This is a genomic window from Streptomyces sp. NPDC028368 (genome assembly GCF_055565615.1).
The window spans coordinates 62,398-85,371 of the sequence record NZ_JBVHTY010000016.1 but is presented as its reverse complement, the minus strand read 5'-3'; the positions used below and the strand labels follow the sequence as shown (position 1 = coordinate 85,371).

At 71.2% G+C, this 22,974-nt stretch carries 23 protein-coding genes; 9 read left to right on the top strand and 14 right to left on the bottom strand.

The window, feature by feature from the left end; all coding sequences use genetic code 11:
- Positions 1-8 precede the first annotated feature (8 nt).
- From ACZ4S3_RS31105 to ACZ4S3_RS31095, 3 genes are all read right to left on the bottom strand, one after another.
- On the bottom strand, positions 9-1,361 hold the full coding sequence (locus ACZ4S3_RS31105) for a lanthionine synthetase C family protein (RefSeq protein WP_467940116.1): 1,353 nt from the start codon (positions 1,359-1,361) through the stop codon (positions 9-11).
- A complete protein-coding gene (locus tag ACZ4S3_RS31100; protein ID WP_467940114.1) occupies positions 1,358-4,570 on the bottom strand; it encodes a lantibiotic dehydratase in 3,213 nt (1,070 codons plus the stop codon). Before ACZ4S3_RS31100 ends, ACZ4S3_RS31105 begins: the two co-directional genes overlap by 4 nt.
- Before the next feature lie 87 nt (positions 4,571-4,657).
- A complete protein-coding gene (locus ACZ4S3_RS31095) occupies positions 4,658-4,825 on the bottom strand; it encodes a gallidermin/nisin family lantibiotic (protein WP_467940112.1) in 168 nt (55 codons plus the stop codon).
- A 223-nt stretch (positions 4,826-5,048) separates the two neighbouring features.
- Here ACZ4S3_RS31095 and ACZ4S3_RS31090 point away from each other — a divergent pair, with 223 nt between their 5' ends.
- The 7 genes from ACZ4S3_RS31090 (at position 5,049) to ACZ4S3_RS31060 (ending at position 10,445) form a co-directional block, all read left to right on the top strand.
- Entirely contained in the window at positions 5,049-5,606 is a 558-nt protein-coding gene (locus ACZ4S3_RS31090; RefSeq protein ID WP_467940110.1) for an RNA polymerase sigma factor, read from the top strand.
- Entirely contained in the window at positions 5,603-6,520 is a 918-nt protein-coding gene (locus ACZ4S3_RS31085) for a hypothetical protein (protein WP_467940107.1), read from the top strand. Before ACZ4S3_RS31090 ends, ACZ4S3_RS31085 begins: the two co-directional genes overlap by 4 nt.
- A 106-nt stretch (positions 6,521-6,626) precedes the next feature.
- Entirely contained in the window at positions 6,627-7,262 is a 636-nt protein-coding gene (locus ACZ4S3_RS31080; RefSeq protein ID WP_467940105.1) for a hypothetical protein, read from the top strand.
- Positions 7,262-8,056 carry a hypothetical protein gene (locus tag ACZ4S3_RS31075; protein WP_467940103.1) on the top strand — a complete coding sequence of 265 codons (795 nt, stop codon included), beginning with the start codon at positions 7,262-7,264 and terminating at the stop codon, positions 8,054-8,056. The genes ACZ4S3_RS31080 and ACZ4S3_RS31075 overlap by 1 nt, the downstream gene beginning before the upstream one ends.
- Positions 8,053-9,009 (top strand): ATP-binding cassette domain-containing protein, encoded by a 957-nt coding sequence (locus ACZ4S3_RS31070; protein WP_467940101.1) that lies wholly within the window; start codon positions 8,053-8,055, stop codon positions 9,007-9,009. The genes ACZ4S3_RS31075 and ACZ4S3_RS31070 overlap by 4 nt, the downstream gene beginning before the upstream one ends.
- Positions 9,006-9,434, top strand: coding sequence for a DUF2511 domain-containing protein (locus ACZ4S3_RS31065; protein WP_467940099.1), 429 nt, complete (start codon positions 9,006-9,008; stop codon positions 9,432-9,434). The genes ACZ4S3_RS31070 and ACZ4S3_RS31065 overlap by 4 nt, the downstream gene beginning before the upstream one ends.
- A 69-nt stretch (positions 9,435-9,503) precedes the next feature.
- The gene (locus ACZ4S3_RS31060; RefSeq protein ID WP_467940095.1) at positions 9,504-10,445 is read left to right on the top strand and encodes a helix-turn-helix transcriptional regulator; all 942 of its coding nucleotides are present in this window, start codon (positions 9,504-9,506) and stop codon (positions 10,443-10,445) included.
- A 94-nt stretch (positions 10,446-10,539) separates the two neighbouring features.
- Here the strand turns inward: ACZ4S3_RS31060 and ACZ4S3_RS31055 are convergent, their stop codons facing one another.
- The 6 genes from ACZ4S3_RS31055 to ACZ4S3_RS31030 form a co-directional block, all read right to left on the bottom strand.
- On the bottom strand, positions 10,540-11,289 hold the full coding sequence (locus ACZ4S3_RS31055) for an ABC transporter ATP-binding protein (protein ID WP_467940092.1): 750 nt from the start codon (positions 11,287-11,289) through the stop codon (positions 10,540-10,542).
- 113 nt (positions 11,290-11,402) lie between these two features.
- Positions 11,403-11,540 carry an HNH endonuclease gene (locus tag ACZ4S3_RS31050; protein ID WP_467940430.1) on the bottom strand — a complete coding sequence of 46 codons (138 nt, stop codon included), beginning with the start codon at positions 11,538-11,540 and terminating at the stop codon, positions 11,403-11,405.
- A 227-nt stretch (positions 11,541-11,767) separates the two neighbouring features.
- Complete coding sequence (locus tag ACZ4S3_RS31045; protein ID WP_467940088.1) at positions 11,768-12,067, bottom strand: reverse transcriptase N-terminal domain-containing protein; 300 nt, start codon at positions 12,065-12,067, stop codon at positions 11,768-11,770.
- Positions 12,068-12,799: 732 nt separating this feature from the next.
- Complete coding sequence (locus tag ACZ4S3_RS31040; RefSeq protein WP_467940085.1) at positions 12,800-13,603, bottom strand: lantibiotic immunity ABC transporter MutE/EpiE family permease subunit; 804 nt, start codon at positions 13,601-13,603, stop codon at positions 12,800-12,802.
- Between the two features lie 210 nt (positions 13,604-13,813).
- Positions 13,814-14,152, bottom strand: a complete 339-nt coding sequence (locus ACZ4S3_RS31035; RefSeq protein WP_467940083.1) for a DUF4288 domain-containing protein — start codon at positions 14,150-14,152, stop codon at positions 13,814-13,816.
- A 112-nt stretch (positions 14,153-14,264) separates the two neighbouring features.
- The gene (locus tag ACZ4S3_RS31030; RefSeq protein WP_467940079.1) at positions 14,265-14,594 is read right to left on the bottom strand and encodes a hypothetical protein; all 330 of its coding nucleotides are present in this window, start codon (positions 14,592-14,594) and stop codon (positions 14,265-14,267) included.
- 284 nt (positions 14,595-14,878) lie between these two features.
- On the opposite strand from ACZ4S3_RS31030, the gene ACZ4S3_RS31025 reads away from it, so the two are divergent.
- The gene (locus tag ACZ4S3_RS31025) at positions 14,879-15,937 is read left to right on the top strand and encodes an aldo/keto reductase (RefSeq protein ID WP_467940075.1); all 1,059 of its coding nucleotides are present in this window, start codon (positions 14,879-14,881) and stop codon (positions 15,935-15,937) included.
- A 55-nt stretch (positions 15,938-15,992) separates the two neighbouring features.
- On the opposite strand, the gene ACZ4S3_RS31020 is transcribed toward ACZ4S3_RS31025, so the two are convergent.
- The 5 genes from ACZ4S3_RS31020 to ACZ4S3_RS31000 all read right to left on the bottom strand — a co-directional run bounded on the left by ACZ4S3_RS31020 (position 15,993) and on the right by ACZ4S3_RS31000 (position 21,405).
- On the bottom strand, positions 15,993-17,363 hold the full coding sequence (locus tag ACZ4S3_RS31020) for an 8-oxoguanine deaminase (protein WP_467940073.1): 1,371 nt from the start codon (positions 17,361-17,363) through the stop codon (positions 15,993-15,995).
- 396 nt (positions 17,364-17,759) lie between these two features.
- Positions 17,760-18,803, bottom strand: coding sequence for an aldo/keto reductase (locus tag ACZ4S3_RS31015; protein ID WP_467940069.1), 1,044 nt, complete (start codon positions 18,801-18,803; stop codon positions 17,760-17,762).
- An 8-nt stretch (positions 18,804-18,811) separates the two neighbouring features.
- Positions 18,812-19,276, bottom strand: coding sequence for a MerR family transcriptional regulator (locus ACZ4S3_RS31010; RefSeq protein ID WP_467940065.1), 465 nt, complete (start codon positions 19,274-19,276; stop codon positions 18,812-18,814).
- A gap of 537 nt (positions 19,277-19,813) precedes the next feature.
- Positions 19,814-20,584 (bottom strand): SDR family NAD(P)-dependent oxidoreductase, encoded by a 771-nt coding sequence (locus tag ACZ4S3_RS31005; protein ID WP_467940061.1) that lies wholly within the window; start codon positions 20,582-20,584, stop codon positions 19,814-19,816.
- Positions 20,581-21,405 (bottom strand): alpha/beta fold hydrolase, encoded by an 825-nt coding sequence (locus ACZ4S3_RS31000; protein ID WP_467940058.1) that lies wholly within the window; start codon positions 21,403-21,405, stop codon positions 20,581-20,583. Before ACZ4S3_RS31000 ends, ACZ4S3_RS31005 begins: the two co-directional genes overlap by 4 nt.
- A 201-nt stretch (positions 21,406-21,606) precedes the next feature.
- Between ACZ4S3_RS31000 and ACZ4S3_RS30995 the strand changes: the two genes are divergently transcribed.
- Complete coding sequence (locus ACZ4S3_RS30995; RefSeq protein ID WP_467940055.1) at positions 21,607-22,935, top strand: aminotransferase-like domain-containing protein; 1,329 nt, start codon at positions 21,607-21,609, stop codon at positions 22,933-22,935.
- Positions 22,936-22,974: the final 39 nt, after the last annotated feature.

The window sequence follows — 22,974 nt, the reverse complement described above, 5'->3', positions numbered from 1 at the left end:
CTCCCGGCTCATGCGAGCCCCAGGCAGCGGTCCCAGGGCAGCGGATCGCCGCCGACCGGCAGCAGGGCGAGGGCGACGCCGGCGGCGCCCTCCAGCATGCCCGCGACGTTCACCGCCCGGTGCGGGACGCGCGAGCGGGCGGCGGCCGGGAAGCGCATGAGGTGGCGGAAGGCGAAGGGCGCCGCGTCGTCGGCGCACCCCAGCACCTTGCCGGCCAACCGTTCGCGTCCGGCGTACAGTCCCGGGTCTCCGGAGGCCGACGCGACCCGGGCCAGGACCCGCAGCAGGCCCGCGTACCCGTGGCAGACGGTCGGGCCCTCGATCGCCCACCGGGACTCGTCCCGGCGCAGTGCGGCGCGCAGCGCCTCGACGGCGGCATCGCGCCAGCGCGGCCGGCCCAGGGCGGTGCCCGCGCGGTACAGGGCGGCGGCCACGCCAGGGGTGCCGTAACACCAGGCGGTACGGGTGAACAGCGCGCGCGGCCGGTGCGCCGCCAGCTCCTCGTCCCAGCCCGCGCGGGCGGGCCAGTACGTGCCCGCCTCGTCCCGCAGCGTCCAGCCCAGCAGCCACTCGGCGATGCGCTCGACGGCCTCGCGCATGCCGGGCACCTCGCGGCCCGCCTCGTACGCCGAGCAGAGCACCGCCAGCGGGCCGCTGATCCCGTGGGCCATCCCGAGATTGAAATCTCCGCGCGGGTACTCCGCCCGGTCGCGGTCGCTGATCTGGAGCTCGGGGGGCACCCACCAGCCGGGGATGCGGTGGCCGTCGACCCGGATGGGCTCGCTCAGCGCGACGAGATGCTCCAGCGATGCGGTGAGCGCCGACTCCACCGCCGGGCTGCGCTCCGCCGGGTCGGCCGCCGAGTCCAGCAGCAGACGGGCCGTCCCCGACAGCCCGTTGACCAGGTCGTACGCGGCCCAGTCGACGCCGGCGCCGCCCTCCAGGGCGCGGATACCCAAGGCCCGCAGCCGCTGCGTCTGGTCCTCGGCGATCCAGGTGGCCAGCCCGCGCCGCAGTGAGCCGTAGTGCCCCTCGCCCCCGGCGCAGGTCTGCGCGGCGGCCAGCAGTGCGGCCGGCCCGGAGAACAGGCCCCGGCCGGGCGCCGACGCCATGACCTGGCCGGCGGCCGCCAGGTGGCGGTGGGCCACCGGACGCCAGGAGTCGTCGGTACGGGCCAGTTCGCCGTAGAGGAGGGCGGTGCCCGGCAGGCCGTTGGCGAGCGTGAGCGGGCCCCACATCACGGCGTCGTACACGGGGTCGCGGTTGTCCTCGTGGGAGGCCACGGCGGCGGTGTGCTCGGGGTCGGCGAGCCGCTCGGCGACCAGGGCGATGGTCCCCTCCGTCAGGGTGGCTGTGGTCACAGCTGGTGCCTCCGGCGGTTGAGATGGTCCTGTACGGCGCCGCGGGCGATGCCCAGCACGGTCAGCTCCCGGGCGCCGGAGCCGCCGAACAGCCGGTTGCAGACCATGTGCAGCAGGCTGCCGACGACCCGGCCTTCCGGTGTGGCGCCCGACTGCCTTACGTGGTCGGCGAGTTGGCATACCGCCTCGTCCCGCGGGCGCAGCGCGGCCAGGACCCGGGCGCCGGCCGGGTCCGCAAGGAGGCCGGGCCAGCCGCCGTACGGGTCGATGATGCGGCGCCACCGGGCGGCGTTCGTCCGGAACTCGGCGGGCAGGTCGCGCCGCGATCCGGTCATCGACAGCCAGGCCGCGGCGCCGTCCCCGTCGCAGTCGTCGGTGGCCGGCGGACTGCCGGGTGCGGGCGGCCCGAAGGCGTGCGCGAGGGCGGCGCAGGAGATGACGGCCAGATCGTCGACGTCGTAGTCGTTGTCCGGGGCCTTGGCCAGCCGCAGCAGTTCGAGAGCGGCCTCGCTGTCGAGCCGGAAGACCCGCTCGGCCGGCTGCTGGGCGGCCGGGCCGCCGTACCGCTCGGTCTCCGGGTCGTACTGGGCGAGGCTGTGGCTGCGCAGCAGTCCCGTTCGCTGCCACCGCTGGAGGAGGCGGCCGACCTCGGGGGTCAGCGTGCCCCACACCTCGCGCGGGTCCGCGCCGTGCAGCCGCAGCCGCAGATGGTGACCGCCGTCGTCCGTATAGCGGATGAAGAACCAATCGTCGGCACCCAACTCGCCTGCCAGAGCGATGAGTTGGGGCAGATGGTCGCGCAGCAGGTCGTCCTGGGCGCGGGCGGAGCCGTGCAGTTTGAGGTAGAGCCAGTTGCCGCCGAGGCCGTGCGCGGCGCGGCCGGACTGGAGGCGGCCGGTGTACGGGCGGCGGCGCGGTACGCCGCTTTCCCGGCGGACCAGCGGGACCACCAGCTCGCAGACATGACCGGCGAGCGGGCCGGCCGGCCGGCCTTCGTACTCACCGGGCACCTCCTGCGCCATCAGGTCGGGATGGCGCAGCACCTGGTCGAGGAGCAGCTCGCGGTGCCAGGTGAGGTCGAGGTCGAGCAGCAGGCGCTGGTCGGCGGTGACGGCGAGGATCTGGCGCGGCACGTCCCAGGCCTCCCGCCAGTCCGCGACCACCCGCGCCCACCTGGCCCCGCCCGCGTCGCCCCCCGCCGTACGGAGCCGCTCGGCCGCCGTACGGACCTCGTCCAGCCGCCAGACGGCGCAGGCCAGCACGAACCGGCCGTGGCGTACCCGTGGCACGAACGGTGCATCCGCGAGCGGGCCCCAGTTCCACGGCTCCCACAGCCGCTGGCCCTCGAGCCCGATCTCCCACAGCAGCCGGATGGCGTTGGGGGCCTGGGCGGGGGCGCTGACCATGTTGCCGAGCACCGGGGCCAGTTCGCGGCCGGTGGGCAGGTGGACGGCGGTCAGCCGGTCCAAGGTGGCGCCGATGCCGATGTCGGACAGGCGCAGCTCCTCGATGCCGGGGGCGTCGGGCACACCGACGCTGATCCGGCGGCCGGTGGCCGGGATGGTGTGGGCGAGGTTGGCGGCCCGCCCGGAACGGGTGCGGAAGGCGAGGTCGACCGGGAGGGCGTCCTCGATGTGCACCGGGTTGTCGCGGTGCAGCGCGGCGAACGCGTCCCGCCGGCCGGGGTGGTGGTCGGCGAACCGGGCGAAGGTGGCGCCCGCCCGGTGCGAGCCGGGCGACGGCGAGAGGAAGACCCGGAAGTCCCCGCCGGCCAGCGCGTCCGTCGAGGGCGCGACGACCTGCACCGTCACCTCGCAGCAGTTGGGCAGGTCCGCGGGGTCGGCGCGGTCATGGCACAGCTCCTCCAGGTCGGCGTCCTGGAGGACGACCTCGCGCCGCCCGTCCCGTTGCGCGGCGGCCGCCAGCCGGGCCATCGCGCGGTCGCGGCGGGCGGTACGCGGATCGTCGGGCGGCACCGGCGCGGCCTCGCTGTTGGGCCAGCCGTAACCCGCCGGTGCCCCCAACCCCCGGGAGTCGTCGAGGAGTTGGAGGATCGGCACAAGCCGGTCGGCCCCGTAGGCATCGAGGAAGCGGCGGTGGTAGTCGCGCAGCGCGAACAGTCCGAGCTTGGGGCGCGAGAGCCGCCACATCATGCCGGTCGCCGCCTCGACCACCTCGCGCACCGCGTACGGCAGACGCAGCTCGGTGTCCAGCCGGGTGTCGATGTGCAGCGGCGTGTCGTCGGGCTCGAGGGACCGGGCGGACGCCAGCAGGCGGCGCAGCGCGGCGCGGCCGTCGCCGACGGGCAGGTCGTCGTACGCCCGTCGCTCACGATCGAGGGCCAGCAGCGCCTCGCGGATCCGGCGGGTCTCCTCGCGGGGCCCGGCAACCGGGGCGAGCAGCCCGAGGAGATGCCGCAGCGGGTCGCCGCCGTCCAGGGGCGGTCGCAGGTCGGTGATCAGGATCTCCTGGCGTACGAGTTCCGCGAGCAGGGCACGGATCCGGTCCACCGGGGCCGTGGGGAAGGCCGCGGCGGTACGGCGGACCAACTCCTCGTACGGCAGCGGCTCGACGGCCTCGGCGACCGCCCGCGCCACGACCGGAGTCCTGCGTACGGACACCGAGGAACGTCCCTCGCCGCTCTCGCCGGGGGCGACGCCCTGCGTGGAGGGCGAGACGAGCACCAGCCGGTCCCCGGCGCAGACCAGAGCCTGGTGGGCCTGCACGGTGAGCGCGGCCAGTACGGCCGGATCGCGCTCGAGGCGGTGGCCGACCCTGGTGAGCCACTGCATATCGGCGTGCGTGCGGGTGCGGTGCGCACGTCCGCGTTCGACCTTGGCGGTGGCGTCGAACCTGCCCGTCGCCACACCGGCGAACAGGCCGAAGGGCGTGGGCCGGGTCCGCATCCGGATGTCGTAGCGCAGCACGGCGAGCGCGCCGCGGCGCAGCTGACCGGCCTTGATTCCGCCGGCGCCGCGCTCGGCGACCCGGCGGACCAGGGCGCTGAGGCTGGGGGAGGCGAGGTCGAGCGCCTCGCTCAGCGCCGGGTTCTCGGTGACCGAGATGAGCAGCGCGGCACAGGCGTCGAGGTCCTGGGGGCCGCCCTCCTGGGGGAGGGGCAGGCCCGGCGCGCCCGGCGCCAACGGCGCGCGCAGCAAGAAGATGTCCCGCGCCGCGAACGGCGCGTGCGGTGTGTGTGCTTCCCCCATGGCTCCCCCGTATCTCGCTGGCCCTGCACCGACGCGAACGGCCGGTGGGGCCGGGCGAGCGCCCGCCCGCCCCACCGGCCGGTGAGGTCAGCAGCAGTGGCTGCAGCCGGAGCCGCCGCCGTCGCTGGTGCACCCGGGGGTGCAGTAGGAGATGCTCGTGACGGCGGGGCCGGCGACGGACTTCTCCACGCCGATCTCCAGGTCGAGGTCGAACAGGCCGTCGTCCTGCGGCTGAGCGGGGCCGTTGATTCCCATCGTGTCCTCCGTTGAAATCGAATGGACGTTCATGGATCGCGATCCGGGCTTTACGCAATCACGGACATTCGCGGCTGTTCAACCGATCTGATCAGGCTTGGCAGTCTTGGCAGTTCCGCGGCAGAAGAGCGGGAGCGCGGCAGTCGTGGCCGAATTCGGTCGTACACCAGATCATCTTGGTGAATCCGTGAACCGATCCCGGATTCCTGGATACGTACCTGGTGTGTGTTCGGACGAAGCTCTGCTGACCGCCGTCGCCCGCGGCGACCAGACAGCCCTGCGGACCCTCTACGAGAGGCATGCCGCCGCCATGCTCCGCCTCATCCGCAGACTCACCTCGGACCAGGGGGTCGCGGAAGAGGTCCTGCAGGAGACGTGGCTGGCCGTGTGGCGCTCGGCGGGCGGCTTCCGCGGTGATTCCTCGGTACGGGGCTGGCTGCTGGGCGTGGCAAGACGGCAGGCCCACAATCAGCTGCGGAAATCGCGGCCGCAGCTGACGGATCTCGCCGAGGCGCACGATGTGCCGGACCCGGCGCCGAGCGTCGAGGACCAGATCGTGCGGGACGCCGACCGCACGGCCCTGTTGACAGCGGTGCGGGCGCTTCCCGAACATCTGCGCGAGGTCCTTGTGCTGGTGCTGGTCGAGGACCTGGCCTACCCGGAAGTGGCCACCGTGCTGGCCATCCCGGTGGGCACCGTCAAAAGCCGGATGTCCCATGCGCGACGGCGGCTGGGCACCATGCTCGCCGCCACGCGGCTGGAAGGATCGGGACGACGATGACACCTCACCTCGCGGACGACGCCCTGGCGCGTCTCTCCCGCCCCGGAGCGCTCCCCGCGCAGCATCAGCGGCACCTCGACGACTGCCTCGACTGCCGTACGCGGATGGCAGTGTGGCAGGACATCGGTGAAGCGGCGCGGACGGATGCCATGGAACAGTCCGTCGCGGTCCCCTCGTTCGACGTCCTCATGGGGCCTGCGCCGGCAGCGGCCGACCAGGAGGGGGCCGCCCCGCAGACCGTGGCGGCCCCACGGCCCGCCCGCGGCTTCCGGCCGGCCCGCGGCTTCGCCGCGCCCTGGCGGCTGGCCGGACTGCTGGCGCTGCGCCAGGCCGCCCTGCTGCCCCGGATCTGGGCGCCGCTGAGCGCCTTCGGCATCGTCGGCGCGGCGCTGCTCGCCTCGACCTTCACCCAGGAACGCCTCGTACTCCGGGTGTTCGGCGGCGTCGTCGTCCTGCTGATGCTGTTCGGCGCACTGCTGGTGGCCTCGCCCCGCCGCGACCCCCGGCGCGAGCTGCTGTTCACCCTGCCGGTGCCGCCCGCGGCGGTGTTCCTGGCCCGGCTGACGGTGGTGCTCTGCGTCGACATGGCGCTGGCCCTGGCCTGTTCGGCGCTGGTGGAGGGGCCGGGATGGGGGACGGTGGTGGCGAGCTGGCTCGGCGAATCGCTGCTGGCCGCGTCCCTCGCGCTCGCGCTGTCCGTACGGTTCGCCCCGGCCGTGGGCGCGGCCGCCGGCGGAACGCTGTGGATCCTCGGCGTGCTCAGCGGGCCGCAGGGCATGTTCACCACACCGCTCCAGAGCGTGCTCGGCACACTGCTGTCGACCACACCATGGACGCTGGTGGCCGCTCTTGCGCTCCTGGCATGGGCCGCCACGGCCATGCGCCCGTCCGGCGGCCCGGCCTCCGCAAAATAGCCGGGTCCCCTGCTCCTCCGCGCACAGGTGAACCGCAGCGGGCCGGGACGCTACGTACTGTCCGTACCGCCCGCTTGCCGCGGGACCGCATGGGAGGAAGTGTGCAATGACCGCTGCGACTTGGTGGCCCCACGAGGTCCGCCGCTGTGGGCGGCAGGCATCCGTGCTGCCGGTCCTGGCGGCCCTCGTGGCCTACGCGGCGACGGCCGCGCGCACGGGCGACGGAATGCTGCTCGGCCGCGCGCTGGTGACCTGCGCGCCGCCCACCGCCGCGGCCCTGGCCTGCGCGGCCGTGGTCGCCCGGGAGCCGATGGCCGAGCTCCATCTGTCGCTGCCCACCGCCTACGCCCGCACCGTAGCCCGTCGCCTGGCCTGGCCCGCCGTCGTCACCGCGGCCGCCATCCTGGCCGTGACCGCCGCGCTGGCGGCCACCGGCCATCGCCCCGACCTCGCCGTCACCCTCGTCGAGCCGGCCGGGCTGACCGTGCTGCTCGCCGGCTGCGCGGTCTGGGCAACGGTACGGTTCGGCTCGGCCGCGCCCGCCACCGGACTGGTCGTCGCGACCGTACTGGCCAAGCTCCTGCTGATCGACCGGGTGGTCCCGGAAGGGGCCGCGCAGGCGGTGCCCGCGATAGTGGCCGGCGGCTGGCTGACCGCGCTGGCGCTGCGCGCCCTGGGGCCCGGCGGCCGCCAGGGCGCACGGCTGGGCACCGCAGGCGGCTTCGGCCCCGGGGAGGCCTGATGACCGCCCTGATCTGGACCCTTCGCTACGAAGCCCTGATGGCTGCCCGGCGTAAAGCCGTCTGGGCCGCCGTCCTGCCACTGGCCCTGCTGAGCCTGCTGCTCGCCGCCACCTCACCCGTCGTCACCGGACACAGCGACCCGGCGGCCCGATGCGGCGCGGCCGCAGTCCTGGTCAACACCCTCTGCACCCTGGGCGTGGGCCTCGCGCTCACCGACCGGCTGCGCCGCTCCCTCGAGGCGCGCGGCATGCCCGAGCTGCTGACCGCCACCCCCGCCGGCCTGCTGCCGCGCACGGCCGGCACCCTGATCGGCCCCCTGCTCACCGCTCTCGCACCGGTCGTCGTCCTCTTCCTCCTCTACGGAGCGGTGATCTCGGCGATGGCCGGCTCGGCGGCCCCGCTGGCCTCGGCGGCGGTCGCCCTGGTGGTGGCCGTACTGCCCGCCGCGCTCCTGGTGACCGCGTTCGCCGGCCTGCTCGGGGTGCTGATGCCGGTCGCCGCGGCGCGCGCCGTCACGGTCGTGGTGTGGCTGTGGGCCCTGCACTTCCCGCCGCGGTTCTCCCCGCTGCCCACCGCCACCGGCACGGTCCTGTCCCCGCTCGGCGGCTATCCGCTGGTCGCCTGGGCGCACGCCCCCGAGGTCTGGGCCAACCGGCAGGGCACCGGCCCGCTGCGCCCCGACGCCACCGACGCCACCGCGCTGCTGAACCTCGTCCTCGTCCTGGCCATGGCCGCGGCCTGCTACGCCCTCGGCCATCTCGTCGCCCGACTACGCCGACACGGAGCATCATGAACATCACCACTGAGCGACTGACGAAGGTCCACCCCGGTGGCCGCCGCGCGCTGGACGCCGTGGATCTGCATATCGAGCGCGGCACCGTCGGACTCCTGGGCGCCAACGGCGCGGGCAAGACCACGCTGCTGCGCATCCTCACCGGCGTACTGCGGCCCACTTCCGGGCGGGTGACCGTCGCCGGTCACGACCTGTCCACCAGCCACGGCCTCACCGCCGTCAAACGCACCCTCGGCTACCTCCCGCAGGAGCTCTCCCTCTACCCCGATCTGACGACCCGTGAGTTCCTCGACTACATCGGCGTTCTCAAGGGCATCCGCGACAAGCGCACCCGCCGCGCCCAGGTCGAGGCCAAGATCGCCGAGGTCGCTCTGGAGGAGCGCGCGGACGAGCGGCTGGCCGGGTTCTCCGGCGGGATGAAGCGCCGGGTCGGCATCGCTCAGGCGCTGATGGGCGACCCGTCCGTACTGATCGTCGACGAGCCCACCACCGGACTCGACCCGCACGAACGGATGCGTTTTCGCGCCCTGCTGGCCGGTCTCGGCGGCGGCCGTACCGTGCTGCTGTCCACCCACATCCTCGACGACGTCGCCCAGACCTGCCCCGAGGTGGCCGTTCTCACCACGGGCCGGCTGGTCTTCCACGACACCACGGCCGCGCTGGTCAGCCAGGCCGCGGGGTGCACCTACGTCATCAAGGCGGCCGGACCGCCGCCCGGCGCCGAGGTGGTGAGCGCGCTGACCACCGCCGAGGGACCCGAATACCGCATCGTCACCACCAACCCGCCCGCGGGGGCGCGCCCGGTCGAGCCGTCGCTCGAAGACGGCTATGCCGCGCTTCTGTGCGCCGACGGAAAGACCAACACTCCAGAACGCGCCGATTCTTCACATTCGGCCAGTTCGGCCAGTTCAGCCATTTCAGACAGCTCGGACAGCGAGGTAGCCAACAAGTGAGCGCATACACCCGACGATCCCGGCACACCCCGCGGGGCCCGCACGCCCGGTCCGCCGTGGTCTCGGCCCTGGCCGGGCTGGCGTTGCTGGGCCTGACCGCCTGCGGGGGCGGCGGCCGTAGCGAACCGCACACCACCGACCCCGTCCCGCTTCCCAGCCCGACCGCCGCCAAGCAGAAGATGAGCGAGAAGAACCTCGGCTACACCTGGCCGCTCAAGGTCGACCACGGTACTGCCGAATGCAGAAAGGACAACCAGGCGGTCTTCACCGCCCCCGACGGCACCACCTACGCTCTCAACGACCGTGCCCGTAATGCCGGATACCGTGACATCGGTCCGTTGCGTGCCTCCGGCGACGACGGCGACCAAGTGAGCCTCGGCTCCCTGCTCAGCAAGACCCTCAAGCTCTGCCGCGCCGCTCACTGACCCGAGCCGCCCGGCCCACGCACCACCAAAGGAAACACCGCACGAACGCAACAAACGGGGGGCACCACCATGCAACAGCATCAGCACGCCTCGTCAGCCACCGGCCTCCATCTCCTGGCCCAGTGCGGCCTGCGCGCACAATTCGAATCGCCACACTCCCCGCTCAGCGGACTCCGTCCCGGACTGGACCGTGTCGACTTCGTCGAGGACGCGGATCTCACCGCCCCCGGCATCGCCCTCGATCTGCCCGTCCTGATGCCCGTCACCAGCGAATTCCAGGCCGAGGGGCTGCGCGCCGTACGGATCCGGCATCCCCTCGCGCTGCTCGTCGCCGTCACCAACGATGTCTCGGGCCACCAGACGTACTACGCCATCCGCTCCGGCGCGAACTTTGTGCTCAACCTCGCCATCCCCGGGGAACGCCAGATCGACATGCTGTACGCGCAATGCCGGGCGCACCGCGTGGCAAGCTCCGTCGACGGCTCCGCCACCTGGCTCCGGTCCGTCCCGGGCGACCACGGCGGTCACGGCGGCCATCATGGTGTGCACGACCGCGGCCACCCCGGCTGGGAATCCCCCCTCGCACCGGGCGCCCGGTCGCACGGTTTACGGCTCCCGGCTCCCGCCCTGGCCGATCCCGTCGCCAGGGCCCGGTCGGCGCTCGACACGGCCTGTGAACCGGCTCGTGGCACCGCCCCCGATCCGGCTTCCGTTCCCGAACAGCTCCGCACCCCCCGGCCACCGCACGATCCGCCGGCACCGCACGATCCGCCACCGCCGCACGAACCGCCATCGCCCCAGCTGCCGGACTGCGACCGGGAACTGCTGCACGTCCTCTGTACGTCGGCGACCGTGTCCGAGATCGCGCGGCGCCATTACTGTTCCGAGCGGTCCATGTACCGCCGCATCCGACGTCTTTACGACGACCTCGGCGTCGCCGGCCGGGCGGAGCTGCTCACGCTGGCCGCCGGCTGGGGCCTGGCGCATCCGGTCCCGGCACGCGCCTGCTGACGCCCTGCCCGACGGCCCTGCGGAGGGCCGTCCGGGCGGCCCGGGTGGCGCTCGCCACCGGGGCCGCCGGGCAGGGGCCATCGCGGATCCCGCATCAGCGGATCGCCGTATCCGCGGTCTCCAGCAGCCGGAAGAATCCGGCCTCCACATCCCCGTCGAGGGCCAGCCCCGCCAGCGGTCCTTCGAAGCGGGTGCGCCCGGCGACCAGCACCTGCACCCGGTCGCAGACCTGGGCGACCTCTGCCAGCTGATGGCTGGCGATCAGCACCGCCACGCCCTCCCCGGCCAGGGAGCGGATGATTTTGCGCATCTCTCGGATACCCACCGGGTCCAGACCGTTGGTGGGCTCGTCCAGCACGATCAGCCGCGGCTTGGCCAGCAGTGCGACGGCGATCCCCAGCCGCCAGCGCATACCGAGGGAGTACGCCCCGACCTTGCGGCTGCGTGCATCGGTCATCTTGACCAGACGCAGCGCCGGCTCGATCCATTCCTGCGGCACCCCGCGCAGCTTGGCATGGATCTTCAGCGTCTCGTCGGCCGTCAACGTCGGCCACAGGCCCGGGACTTCGATCAGCGCGCCGACATCGGCCAGCGACTGCCGTCCCACCGGCCGGTCGAAGATCTCGATGCTGCCCGAGGTCGGCCGCTGCAGCCCCAGCAGCGCCTTCATCAGGGTCGTCTTGCCGGCGCCGTTCGGCCCGAGCAGGCCGTAGACCTCGCCGACCTGGACCGTCAGATCCACGCCGTCCAGGGCGCGGTGCGCGCCGTAATGCTTGTGCAGCTGACGGATCTTGAGTGCCGTCGGCATCTGGCCGGTCGGCATGCCGGAGTATCCCGGTGTCATCGCGGTCAGTCGGGTAGCCGGGGCATGTTGCCATGCCCCGGCCCCCTCAGAACCGGACGTGCGGCTGTTCACCGCATCCGGCTCAAGCGGGCCCCTTGGGCTGCGATCAGCGTTCATACTTGCTCGACCTTCCTGTGATCTCCAGCGTGATGCTGACGGTGACATTCAGCGTGTACGAGGCGAAGATTGGTCCCATCGTCCGATCCGCCATTCCGCCTATACACGAAGTGATGCTTGTGAAGCAGCTTCATGGATGCCGAGAACCAGGTTGCCCATTCACGGGGACTGTCAGGTTCGTACTCGGCACCAGAGATCAGTGGCTGTTTACACAGAGCACAAACCCCTTTTTGGCGGGCTGCCAGCGTGACCGACATTCTGTCCGATACGGCTGCCAGTTTTTTTACGTGCGCGGTTCGCCCAGTAGATCTCTAGACTTGGATCGTCTCGGGAGTTAGCCCCCTTGACGGCCACATGCCTTTCAACTCTGGTCCAGTTGAACTTGTGGAGGTAGCTCCCGGTTACCCGGTCGCCAAACACACTTGTCTTTCCGGGACGGATGGAACTCGCCGAGGGTATTTGAGCGTGATCGCATCATGAGTTTCTGCAAGTTTCGGACCTTCTTCAGGTCCCCCGCCTGCGCTGCCGTGAAGATTCGCTGTCGAAGTCGCCGTACGGACGCTTCGGCCTGGGACCAGTCAATACTGCTCCATGCCTGCGCGTAGTCTTCGGGTCCGTTCACCGGAGAGGCGGACGTGGTCGCCTGAACGTCTACGGTCATACCTTCCTCCGGCATCTAACTTTTCCCTCAGTTCTGGTTTCCAGACAGTTCTTCTTCACAGGCCTACCTGATCCGCGTGGGCTCCCTTTCGGGCCGGGCACAAGTCCCGTATCCGGCGGGTTATGCAGCGGTACTCCGCTGCTTTCCCCCGGGCTTTCGCCCTGCCGGCATTCGCTTCTCGGATCATCCTGTCCCGCTGGAGAGTTGGGCCTTCGTTGCCTCCGGCTTACCGGGCGTCGCCCGGACTCCAACGGGGTTTCCACGTTCCACTCCTCTGAGATACGGATGGGGTGGGCGCCCTCTTAATCCCGGGGCCTGCGGTGTCCGCTCCCCTCCTGACCAACTGAGGGGGTCGCATCGCGCTCTTCCGCGCCAGGCCCTATGACCGCCGATTACGTCGCCATCTGCGCGGCGTGGAGATAACGGGACGTCATCAAGGGTTCACTCGCGTTCGCCCGTCCATCCTTCCCCTTCACCTGTGGCTGTCCGATGGCCTGGACCGCTCTTGGGCTTTCCCGCTCGGCTTCACACCCCGCCGTTGCCAGCGACGCATGCGAGCGTGGGGACGGGCCTGGACACTGGCCCGGGACGATCTGTTCACTCCAACTCCTCACAGATCGCCCGCTCTTCGGGAGCGACTTCGTGTCGCACTGGTCAGATCTCCTTACGGCTCACGTGGTTCAGGTGGCTCACGTGGTTCAGGTGGTTCAGGTGAGTCAGGTGGCTCATGCGTCAGATCTCTTTACGGCTCATGTGCAGGCTGCCGACGAACAGCAGGACCACCGTCAGGACGGCGGCGAGGCCGATGGCAAGGGGGATGGCCGACGGGTCGGTGACCGGACTGTCCTTCGGCAGCGGTACGCCGTTGGGCCCGATCCCGGCCAGCGGCAGCACCACCCGCATCGGCCAGGCGAACGGCACCGCGTACCAGAAGACCTTGTCCGAGATGAGCGCCCCGGACAGCAGGCCCGCAACGCCCACTCCGATGCTGGGCCCCATGCCCCACATCACCGCGACCAGCACCGCCAGCGCCGTCATGGACAGCCCCACCAGCCACGGCAGATAGACCGCGGCGACGACCGTGCCCATGGCGTCGGGGAACTTGCCGCTGAGCATCGCGCCGAGCGACAGCATCACCAGCAGCACCGTGGACGAGAGGAAGCCGAGCACTCCCAGCGCGGCCACCTTGCCGACGAAGTAGCGTCCGCGCGGCACGCCGTACGAAAGGAGCAGCCGCCAGGCGTCCTGGTCGGCGCGGACGGACAGCGCCGCCGCCAGACCCGCCGTCATCGGCACCAGCACGCCCCAGAACTCCAGCGTCACATTCCGGAACACCTCGAAGGTCTGGCCCGCCTTGGCCTCGGAGGAGCCGAGCGACCCGAGGAAGAGCGGGACGGTGATGATGACCGGCGCGAGGAGGTGGTACCAGGGCACGAACCCCCGGCGGTTCCGGGCGAGCTCGGTGCCCAGCACCGTGGCCGGCGAGGGGTTGTCGCGCTTCCCCGCGGGAGGCGGGGCAATCGTGTCGTGTGTCATGCGTTCTCCCACAGATGGCATCCGGTGACGCCCTGTACGTAGCGGCCGCCGGCGACTCGGTTCACCGTGCGTTGCACCCGATCTCCGCCACGTGAGCCCAGCCACCTGAACGGGCCATTCGCGCAGCCGCATACGGGAAGTGGCCCGTCCCGGCAAGGCGGGGCGGGCCACTTGGGTGGGCGGCGAGGGTCGGGCCGGGCGTGGGCCGGCTCAGATCTCCTCACCGGAGAGCAGCGGCTCGAACCTCTCGTAGGACGCGTAGTCGCGGAAGTGCCGGGTGTAGAGATCGGCGTCTTCGGTCAGATCGGTGTCCTCGGCCTCCTTGACGTCGACGATCGTCCGCAGCCGCCAGGTGAGGGTCTCGCCGCGGTCGTTGCGATAACTGGTCTCGGCCTCCTGGGCCCGCCGCTCGACCCGCTCCCGCGCGGTCTTCTCGTCCGGCGCATGCACCAGCAGGAAATTCTCCTGGAACAGCGGCGGCCGGCCGGCCGCGTCGGAGTGTGCCTCCATCAGCACGATCGCCACATGGGGAATGTTCCTGCCGGTCATGGCGGACTCCTTGCCCGGTCGGTGTCGGCTTCGCGCCGTCGCGGTCGGTTCGTACGGCCGCAGGGCTCGCAGCTATCCGTTCCCCGCGGCCGGCCGATTTCTCACCGGTTGCTCATTTGTCGAACCGGCGGTCGTTCAGCAGCTTCCATGCCTTGACGTCGTCCTGGTCACCCCTCAGCTTCCCGTCGTAGATCTGGCCGAGGGAACGGGACAGCCGGTCGCTGGGGAATTCCCTGCGGATCGACCCCTTCTTGCAGCGGGAGATGAACTTCGCGGCGATCTCGCTGTGGTTGTCGGCGGCACGGCAGCTCAGCGCGGCCGACACCGTGGTGGCCCGGGTGCCCGCGACACCGGCCGGGGCGGCGGAGGCGGCGGGCGCCACCAGGCCGCCCAGGGCGAGCGTGAGAACTCCGGCGATGAACGCACGGCACAGCGTCTTCATGGTCTTCCTCCCAGAGCGCGATGGCGACTGACGCACCGGACCGCACGAGCCACGGGGGGAGACCCGGGCGGCCCGGCGCTGACAAAGACCCTTGCACCTCATACGGCCAGGTAGCCGCGTTGGCAGGGAGGTTGGCAGTCGGGTGTCAGGCCCCCGCCACGCAGCGGCGGTCGTGCGCTGAAGTGCGCTCCAGCGCATAGCGTCTGCCGTACGGACCGCCACTGCAGCTTGATCACCGGACAGAGCACTCGATCCGGGGCACGGCCTGACCGAAGGGGAACACGGTGCGCTACACACTGTTCGGCAAGACCGGCCTGCGGGTGAGCGAGTTGAGTCTGGGCACCATGACCTTCGGCGAGGACTGGGGCTGGGGCACCGCCAAGGACACCAGCGCCCGCATTCTCCAGGCCTACGCGGATGCGGGCGGCAATTTCCTCGACACCGCCAATATCTACACCGGCGGCAGCTCGGAAACGATTCTCGGTGAACTGCTCGAGGGCCGCCGGGAGCAATTCGTCCTGGCCACCAAGTACACCTGCGCGACCCGTGACGGCGATGTGAACTCGGCGGGAAATCACCGCAAGAACCTCTTCCGGTCACTGGAGACCAGCCTTCGCCGGCTGCGTACCGACCATGTCGACATCCTCTGGGTGCACGCGCGGGACCATTTCAGCCCGGTCGAGGAAGTCATGCGGGCGCTCGATGACGTGGTACGCGCCGGCAAGGTGCTCTACGTCGGGGTCTCCGACTGGCCCGCCTGGGAGATCGCGCAGGCCAACACACTCGCCGAACTCCGTGGCTGGACCGTCTTCGCCGGTTCGCAGCTGCGCTACAACCTGCTGCAGCGGGAACCGGAGCGCGACCTGCTCCCGCAGGCCCGCGCCTTCGATCAGGCGGTGCTGGCGTGGAGCCCGCTCGCGGCCGGCAAGCTCACCGGCAAGTACCGGCGCGGCGAGACGGGCCGGCTGGACAGCCCCGACTGGACCAACCGCGCGGACCACAACGAGGACGAGACCATCACCGCGGTCCTGGAGGTCGCCGAGAAGGGCGGCTGGCGCCCGGCCCAGGTGGCGCTGGCCTGGCTGCGCAGCCGCCCCGGCAACATCATTCCGATCATCGGCGCCACGAAGGAGGCCCAGCTCGCCGACAACCTCGCTTCCGTGGACATCGAGCTCGACGCCGACGCCCTGACCCGCCTCGACGCGGCGAGCGCCGTCCCGCTCGGCTTCCCGCACGACTTCCTGCGCGATCCGGGAATCCAGCAGACCGTCTACGGCGACCTCCGGGCGGAGATCGACGACCGGCGGTCCACGTACCGGCGGACGACGATGGGGATGTGCTGACGGATGCCGTGCGGCCGGGCGGCACCGGTCGAACGAACGGTGGCGGCCCGCCTTTCTACTTCAGGCGCTGGATACGGCGCGCCACGCGCGCATGTTCCCTCAACTTCTCCTCCAATTCCGGGAGTTGAGGCTCACCCTGCTCGACCAGAACGCGTCCGCCGACGATCGTGGTCCAGGCGCGGGACGGCCCGCAGCGCAGCCAGGCCTCGACCGGATCGGTGAACGAACCCGCGAGCGCCACCTCATGGGTGTTCCATACGACGAGGTCGCCGCAGGCGCCGGGCCGCAGATGTCCGAGCTCGTCCTCGCGGCCCAGGCAGCGGGCGGAGCCTCTGGTTGCCATGTCGAGGGCGTCGCGGGCGGCCATCGCCCCGGGTCCGCCGCGGTAGCGGGCGAGCAGCAGGGCCCCGCGGGTCTCCATCCACAGCGAGGCGTGGTCGGTCGAGGCGGAGCCGTCGCAGCCGATCCCCACCGGCATGCCGAGCTCGCGCATCTCCCGGATGGCGGCGGTGCCGCCGCCGATCAGCATGTTGGAGCTGGGGCAGTGCGCGACGCCCACGCCGGCCGCGGCGAGCCGGGCGCGCTCGTCGTCGTCCGGGTAGATGCAGTGGGCGACCCACGTACGGTCGCTCATCCAGCCGACGGAATCGAAGTACTCGACGGGGCGGCAGCCGTGGGTCTCCAGGCAGAAAGCGTCCTCGTCCCGGTCCTCGGCGAGGTGGGTGTGCAGCCGTACGTCGAGCCGCTCGGCGAGCTCGGCGGTCTCGGTCATCAGCTCCTTGGTCACCGAGAACGGTGAGCAGGGGGCCAGCGCGACGCGGATCAGCGCGCCGGGGGAGGGGTCGTGATAGGCCGTCACCACACGTTCGCTGTCGGCCAGTACCTCGTCATCGGTCTGGGTGACGGAGCGGGGCGGCAGCCCGCCGTCCTCGACGGAGCGGGTCATGGAGCCGCGGGTGGCGTGGAAGCGGAAGCCGATGTCCTGGGCCGTGCGGATCTCGGCGTCGACCAGGCGCGGGCGCGGATGGACGTAGAGGTGGTCCATCGAGGTCGTACAGCCGCCCATCAGCAGCTCGGCGATGCCCACGTAGGTGGAGAGGTGGACGGCCTCCGCGTCGAGGGCGGACCACAGGGGGTAGAGCGTGGTGAGCCAGTTGAAGAGGGTGCCGTTGACCGCCGGGGCGAAGGAGCGGGTGAGGTTCTGGTAGAGGTGGTGATGCGTGTTGATCAGGCCGGGTGTGACGAGACGGCCCGCGGCGGAGACCGTACGTGCCACGCTGTCCGGTTCGGTGCCGGGCCCGCCGACCGCGGCGACGCGGCCGTCGCGGAGCGCGATCCAGCCACCGGCGATCTCGGTGGCGTCGTCGACGACGAGCAGTTGGGAATCCTTGACGAGCAGGTCGTAGTCGTACATGGGCTTGGGCATGCGGATTTCTCCCGTGAATCGGTGTGCCGACGTGGCACAAGGACTGCATCGAGCGCGCAGTTGCCCTGTACCGGTGTCATGCGCCGACCCCGGATCGTCACCACTCGCGGACGCGGGCGGACGGGCGTTGTTCCCCTGGTCTCCCGTCGTCTGCCCGCTATCCGCCTCCCCTATCCCGCCTCCGCCGGCTGGATATCGTGATTCACAGTCACGGCGGGATCCAACAGGAGGCACGGGCACGGCAGTTGAAGAGACCGTGGTCGTCGGAGCCGGAGCGGTGGGGGCCTCGGTCGCCCACCACCTGACCGGGTGACCGCCCTGGCTGCCGAAGCCGGCGTCCGGCTCCCGATGGTGGGCGTCCAGCATCCCTCACCCGACGTGATCCACCGTCCGAGATCACTCCGAGGACGGACCCTGGGCCTCACGGGCTGCGGAGGTGAGGGACATGTCCGCGTAGCGGTCACCCGCTACCTGGCCGGCGATCGGCTCCAGCAGCGCCAGCTCTTCGGAGGTCAGCGTGATCCGGGTGGCCGCGGCGTTCTCCAGGAGGCGGCCGCGCTTGCGGGTCCCGGGGATCGGTACGACGGTCAGGCCGTGCACCTGGGCCCGCTGCTGCAGCCAGGCCAGGGCGATCTGCGCCGTGGTGGCGCCGCGCCCGGCCGCGATCTTGTGCAGGGGCTCCAGGAGCGCGGCGTTCACCTTGGCGTTGTCGCCGGAGTAGCGCGGCATCAGCTTCCGGAAGTCGTCGTCGGAGAGGTCCTTGCCCGCGTCGGTGAAGGCACCGGTCAGAAAGCCCCTGCCGAGCGGCGAGTACGGCACGAAGGCGACCCCGAGCTCGGCGGCCGCGCCGACCACGCTGCGCTCGACGTCCCGGCTGAAGACCGACCACTCCGTCTGCAGGGCGGTGATCGGGTGCACGGCGTGCGCCTCGCGCAGCTCGGCACCGGTGACCTCGCTCAGGCCGAGGTGCTTGACCTTGCCCTCCCGCACCAGTTCGGCCATGGCGCCGACGGACTCGGCGAGCGGGACGGCGGGGTCGCGGCGGTGCATGTAGTAGAGGTCGATGACATCGACGTTCAAGCGGCGCAGACTCGCCTCAACGGCCTTCTTCACGTAGGCGGGGTCGTTGCGGATGGACCGCCGGCTCGGATCGTCGTCCTGCCACGCGAAGCCGAACTTGGTGGCCAGCGTGACCTCGTCGCGGTGCGCGGCGACGAACGGAGCGAGGAACTCCTCGTTGGCACCGACGCCGTACATGTCGGCGGTGTCGATGAGGGTGACGCCCGCCTCGACGGTGGCCTCCAGGGTGTCGCGGGCCGCCGCGTCGTCCGTCTGTCCGTAGGCGGCGCTGATGCCCATGGCGCCGAAGCCCTGGACGCCGACGAGGGGGCCGCCGTGGCCCAGCTCGACCTTGCTGATCTGTTCGATGGTGTTGCTCATGATGGCTCTCAGGCCCTTTCCGACGCCCGGGGGGCGCCCGCATAAAAGTCGATCTTGGCGTCGAGTACGGCGACGGTGTCCTGCAGCTCCGCGATGCGCGTGACGACCTCGCGTCGGGTCTGTTCCAGAATCTCCCGGCGTTCGTCGAAGGTGGCCTCGCCCTGGCGCACCAGATCCGCGAAGCGGACCATGTCGGCGACCGGCATCCCGGTCAGCCTCAGCCTGCGCACGAAGGTGAGCCAGTCCAGATCCCTGTTGCCGAAGAGACGCTGGCCGTTGTGCGAGCGCTCCACGTGCGGCATCAGCCCGATCTCCTCGTACCAGCGCAGGGTGTGAGCCCTGAGCCCGGTGAACGCCGCGACCTCGCTGATCGTGTAGCGGTCCTGGCCGTCGGGTCGCGGATGCGCCGTCCCCGCGGACACACAGACGTCCACGGGCGGGGACTTCACGGGGGTGCTGTCGATCGCCGTCATGCCGCAGACGCTAGAGCGTTCAAGTGCACTTGAAGCAAGTGGGCTCCGCGCGGCGCCTCCTGGGTCGGCCGCGTCCTCGACGCCGTCGCCGTGGTCGTCGCCGCCGGCCGCGGTCAGAGCCCTTTTCGGGGAGCGCCAACAAGGGCCCGTGCCGGTGCCATTCCGCTGCTGAGGTGAAGGGCTGGAAGTCTGCCCGGACTGTGTGGGGCATCTCCTTCTTGCTGCCGGTCACGGTATCGGGAGCTCCGGTGTGTGACCCGGGTCCTCACCTGGCCATGAGCTTCACGGAATCACGGTCAGTGCCTTCCAAGTCCCCACCTCTCACCGCGTATACGGACCTGCTCATGTTGGCTCCGCACTCGCCGGTTGTCCTGACCGGCGATGAGAGGATCGCCGCCTGCCCGGATCAGGGCGTTGGTGAGGTCGGGCACGGGAGCGTGCAGTGGGGCTGGGAGCAGTGGTCGTCACCGGGGTCCTGGTCGACGGGATACCGATCGCGACGACCAGGCGGCCGGCTCACCGGCTACGGCACAACCTTCAGGCGCGGTGCACCGGGAACGGCGCGAAACTCTGCGCGACCGGCATCAGTTCCAGGCTGTTGACGTTCACATGCGCCGGCTGTGACGCGACCCAGTGCACCGACTCCGCGATGTCCGTGGCGTCCAGGGGCTGCATCCCCGCGTAAACGGCCGCGGCCTTCTCCGTATCGCCCTCGAACCGCACCGTGGAGAATTCCGTCCCGCCGCAGATCCCCGGCTCGATACAGGTCACGCGCACGCCGGTGCCGTGCAGGTCGGCGCGCAGATTGAGGCTGAATTGCCGTACGAATGCCTTGGTGGCGCCGTAGGCGTTACCGCCGGGATAGGGATAGGAACCGGCAACGGATCCCATAGTGATCACATGTCCACGGCCCCGGCCGACCATTCCCGGCAGCAGTGCCCGGGTGCAGTACAGCACCCCCTTGCAGTTGGTATCGAGCATCCGCTCCCAGTCGTCGAGATCGGCCCGCTGCGCCGGTTCAAGGCCCATCGCGAGGCCGGCGTTGTTGACCAGGACGTCGACCTCGCCGAATTCCGCCGGCAGGGAGCCGAGGGCCTGCTCGACCGCCGCTCTGTCCCGTACATCGAGGGCCAGGGGGAGGAGAGAGGGGCCCAGTTCCGCGGCGAGTTCCGTCAGCCTGTCCGCCCTTCGCGCCGCGGCGATGACGCGCGCGCCCGATGCGGCGAATCGCCGCGCTATCGCCGCCCCGAATCCGCTGCTGGCGCCCGTCACGAGCACGGTGTTCCGATGATCCGGCACGGTGTTCACTGATTCACCGTGGTTTCGGCCGGCAGGGACTCGAGGAATTCCTGGAGCGCCGCATTGAAGGCATCCGGCCGTTCCAGGTTCGGCATGTGTGCCGCCTGCGCAATGACCTTGAGCGTGGCGTGCGGTACGCGGTCGGCGATGAGCTCGGCGTCGCTGACGGGCGTGAACTCGTCCTCCTCGCCCACGACGACCAGCGTGGGAACCGCGATGCGGGCCAGCAAGTCGGTGTAGTCGCGCCGCTCGGCGCGGCCGCGCAGTGCGGCGGCCGCACCCGCGGGGGACGTGCCCGCCATCATTTCCAGAACGTGGTGGGCCATGGCCGGCCGGCTCTCGATGTTCCGCGGCGAGACCATCTTGGGCAGCACCTCGTGTGCGTAGCCGGACATTCCCTCGCGGAGCAGGCGTTCAGCCGTGTCCCGGCGGACCGCCTTGCCCTTCTCGGTATCCGCGGCGGCGAATGTGTCGGCGAGCAGCATTCCCCGGATACGGTCCGGGAAAAGCCGGTGGAACTCCATCGCGATCTGTCCGCCCATGGACAGCCCGCCCAGGACGAAGCGCTCGACGCCGAGCTCATCGAGCAGGCCGACGATGTCCCGTACGAAGATGTCGAGTGTGGTTTTTTCCGGCGCCGGTGATTCCGCTGCGGGCGTTCCGAAGGCCGAATTCTCGCCGTAGCCGCGAAGGTCCGGGGCGATCACCCGCCATCCGGCCCGGCGGAAATGCTCGATCTGTGGGCGCCACATGGAGCGATCGAAAGGATGCCCGTGGATGAGGACGAGTGCCTCACCGGAGCCCTCGTCCTCGTATCCGCCATCGGTCATGGTGCCTTCCCCCTTCTGCGGCGACTGCCGCTGACTTGACGCTTCGATGCTATAGAGGGCAATCTCTCGGTGCAATGAAAACAATGTGCTCGGTGCAATATTTTCTGGGCGTCCACGCGAGCAACGCGGGCGCCGCAGGGAATGGGCGAACCGCGGGGAATGGTCGCCCCGTTGGGAATGGTGGGAAGGGGGGACCGCACGGTGGACGACTATCGCGTGATCGCCGATGAGCTCGCGGCCGACATCGCGTCGGGGCGGCTGGGGCCGGGGGACCGGCTGCCGCCGCTGCGCCGGTACGCCCGTCAGCGCGGCATCGCGAGTTCGACCGCAGGGCGGGTCTACCGGGAACTGACCCGGCGCGGGCTGACGGTGGGTGAGGTCGGACGGGGGACCTTCGTACGGACATCGGCGCCGGCCGCCGAGCCCGCGCTGGCCGAGCCGGGGGAGGCGCGGATCGATCTGGAGCTGAACTTCCCGGTGCTGCCCGAGCAGCCGGCGAAACTTGCCGCGAGCCTCCAACACCTGCTGCGTGCCGAGGCGTTGATCCCGGCGCTACGGCCCGTCGGCGCGGCGGGCACCACGGCCGCCCGCCAAGCCGCCGCCGCCCACCTGGCACGGGGCGACTGGAGGCCGGACCCACGGCAGCTCCTCTTCGCGGGCAACGGCAGGCAGGCCATCGCCGCGGCCATCGCCACCCTCGTCCCGGCCGGCGAACGCCTGGGTGTCGAGTCACTCACCTACCCGGTGGTGAAGGGCATCGCCGCCCGTCTCGGCGTCACACTCGTCCCGCTGGCGATGGACGAACACGGTCTCGTCCCCGAGGCGATCGACGCCGCCCCGCCGCTCCGCGCCGTCTACCTCCAGCCCGCCCTGCACAACCCGCTGGGCATCACGATGCCGGGCGCACGGCGCGGGCAACTCGCCGAAACCCTCCGCCGGCACGACATCTTCGCCATCGAGGACGCCATCTACGGCTTCCTCCGCAACGACCTCGGCCCCCTCGCGGCTCTCGCCCCCGAGCGCACCGTTGTCGTCGACAGCCTGTCCAAACGCCTCGCCCCCGGCCTGACCCTGGGCTTCTTGATGACACCCGCAGGCCGGACGCAGGACTTCGCGGCGGCCCTGCGGTCGGGGACCTGGGCGGCCGGCCACTTCGCCCTCGACGCGGCGACGCGCTGGTTGGCCGACGGTACCGCCGCCGCCATCGAGGAGGAGAAGCGCGGCGACGCCGCGGCCCGCCAGCGGCTCGCCGCCGAACTCCTCGCCCCGTACGCCGTCCAGGCCGACCCGCACGCCTACCACCTCTGGTGGCAACTCCCCGACCCCTGGCGAGCCGACACCTTCGTCGCGGCCGCCGCCCGCCGCGGCATCGCCGTCACCCCCTCGGGCGCATTCGCCGTCGGCCAGGGCCATGTCCCCAACGCCGTACGCCTGGCCCTGGCCTCCCCGCCCCTCGACGCCCTGGCCGACGCCCTCGGCGTACTGGCCCAACTGGCCCATGGCACGCCGGAGGACGCGGGGGCGGAATAGCGGTTGGCGGCGCTCGGCTGTCGGCGGTGGTTGGCGCGG

What these genes read in the sequence shown, in the direction of transcription:
- ACZ4S3_RS31075 (WP_467940103.1), top strand. Translation starts at nt 7,262, where the DNA reads ATGACCGCCCTGATCTGGACCCTTCGCTACGAAGCCCTGATGGCTGCC.
- ACZ4S3_RS31095 (WP_467940112.1), bottom strand. Translation starts at nt 4,825, where the DNA reads ATGGGAATCAACGGCCCCGCTCAGCCGCAGGACGACGGCCTGTTCGAC.
- ACZ4S3_RS31070 (WP_467940101.1), top strand. Translation starts at nt 8,053, where the DNA reads ATGAACATCACCACTGAGCGACTGACGAAGGTCCACCCCGGTGGCCGC.
- ACZ4S3_RS31010 (WP_467940065.1), bottom strand. Translation starts at nt 19,276, where the DNA reads ATGACGGCGATCGACAGCACCCCCGTGAAGTCCCCGCCCGTGGACGTC.
- ACZ4S3_RS31100 (WP_467940114.1), bottom strand. Translation starts at nt 4,570, where the DNA reads ATGGGGGAAGCACACACACCGCACGCGCCGTTCGCGGCGCGGGACATC.
- ACZ4S3_RS31060 (WP_467940095.1), top strand. Translation starts at nt 9,504, where the DNA reads ATGCAACAGCATCAGCACGCCTCGTCAGCCACCGGCCTCCATCTCCTG.
- ACZ4S3_RS31000 (WP_467940058.1), bottom strand. Translation starts at nt 21,405, where the DNA reads ATGACCGATGGCGGATACGAGGACGAGGGCTCCGGTGAGGCACTCGTC.
- ACZ4S3_RS31055 (WP_467940092.1), bottom strand. Translation starts at nt 11,289, where the DNA reads ATGACACCGGGATACTCCGGCATGCCGACCGGCCAGATGCCGACGGCA.
- ACZ4S3_RS31020 (WP_467940073.1), bottom strand. Translation starts at nt 17,363, where the DNA reads ATGCCCAAGCCCATGTACGACTACGACCTGCTCGTCAAGGATTCCCAA.
- ACZ4S3_RS31015 (WP_467940069.1), bottom strand. Translation starts at nt 18,803, where the DNA reads ATGAGCAACACCATCGAACAGATCAGCAAGGTCGAGCTGGGCCACGGC.
- ACZ4S3_RS31050 (WP_467940430.1), bottom strand. Translation starts at nt 11,540, where the DNA reads ATGAAGCTGCTTCACAAGCATCACTTCGTGTATAGGCGGAATGGCGGA.
- ACZ4S3_RS31080 (WP_467940105.1), top strand. Translation starts at nt 6,627, where the DNA reads ATGACCGCTGCGACTTGGTGGCCCCACGAGGTCCGCCGCTGTGGGCGG.
- ACZ4S3_RS31040 (WP_467940085.1), bottom strand. Translation starts at nt 13,603, where the DNA reads ATGACACACGACACGATTGCCCCGCCTCCCGCGGGGAAGCGCGACAAC.
- ACZ4S3_RS31085 (WP_467940107.1), top strand. Translation starts at nt 5,603, where the DNA reads ATGACACCTCACCTCGCGGACGACGCCCTGGCGCGTCTCTCCCGCCCC.
- ACZ4S3_RS31045 (WP_467940088.1), bottom strand. Translation starts at nt 12,067, where the DNA reads ATGACCGTAGACGTTCAGGCGACCACGTCCGCCTCTCCGGTGAACGGA.
- ACZ4S3_RS31030 (WP_467940079.1), bottom strand. Translation starts at nt 14,594, where the DNA reads ATGAAGACGCTGTGCCGTGCGTTCATCGCCGGAGTTCTCACGCTCGCC.
- ACZ4S3_RS31035 (WP_467940083.1), bottom strand. Translation starts at nt 14,152, where the DNA reads ATGACCGGCAGGAACATTCCCCATGTGGCGATCGTGCTGATGGAGGCA.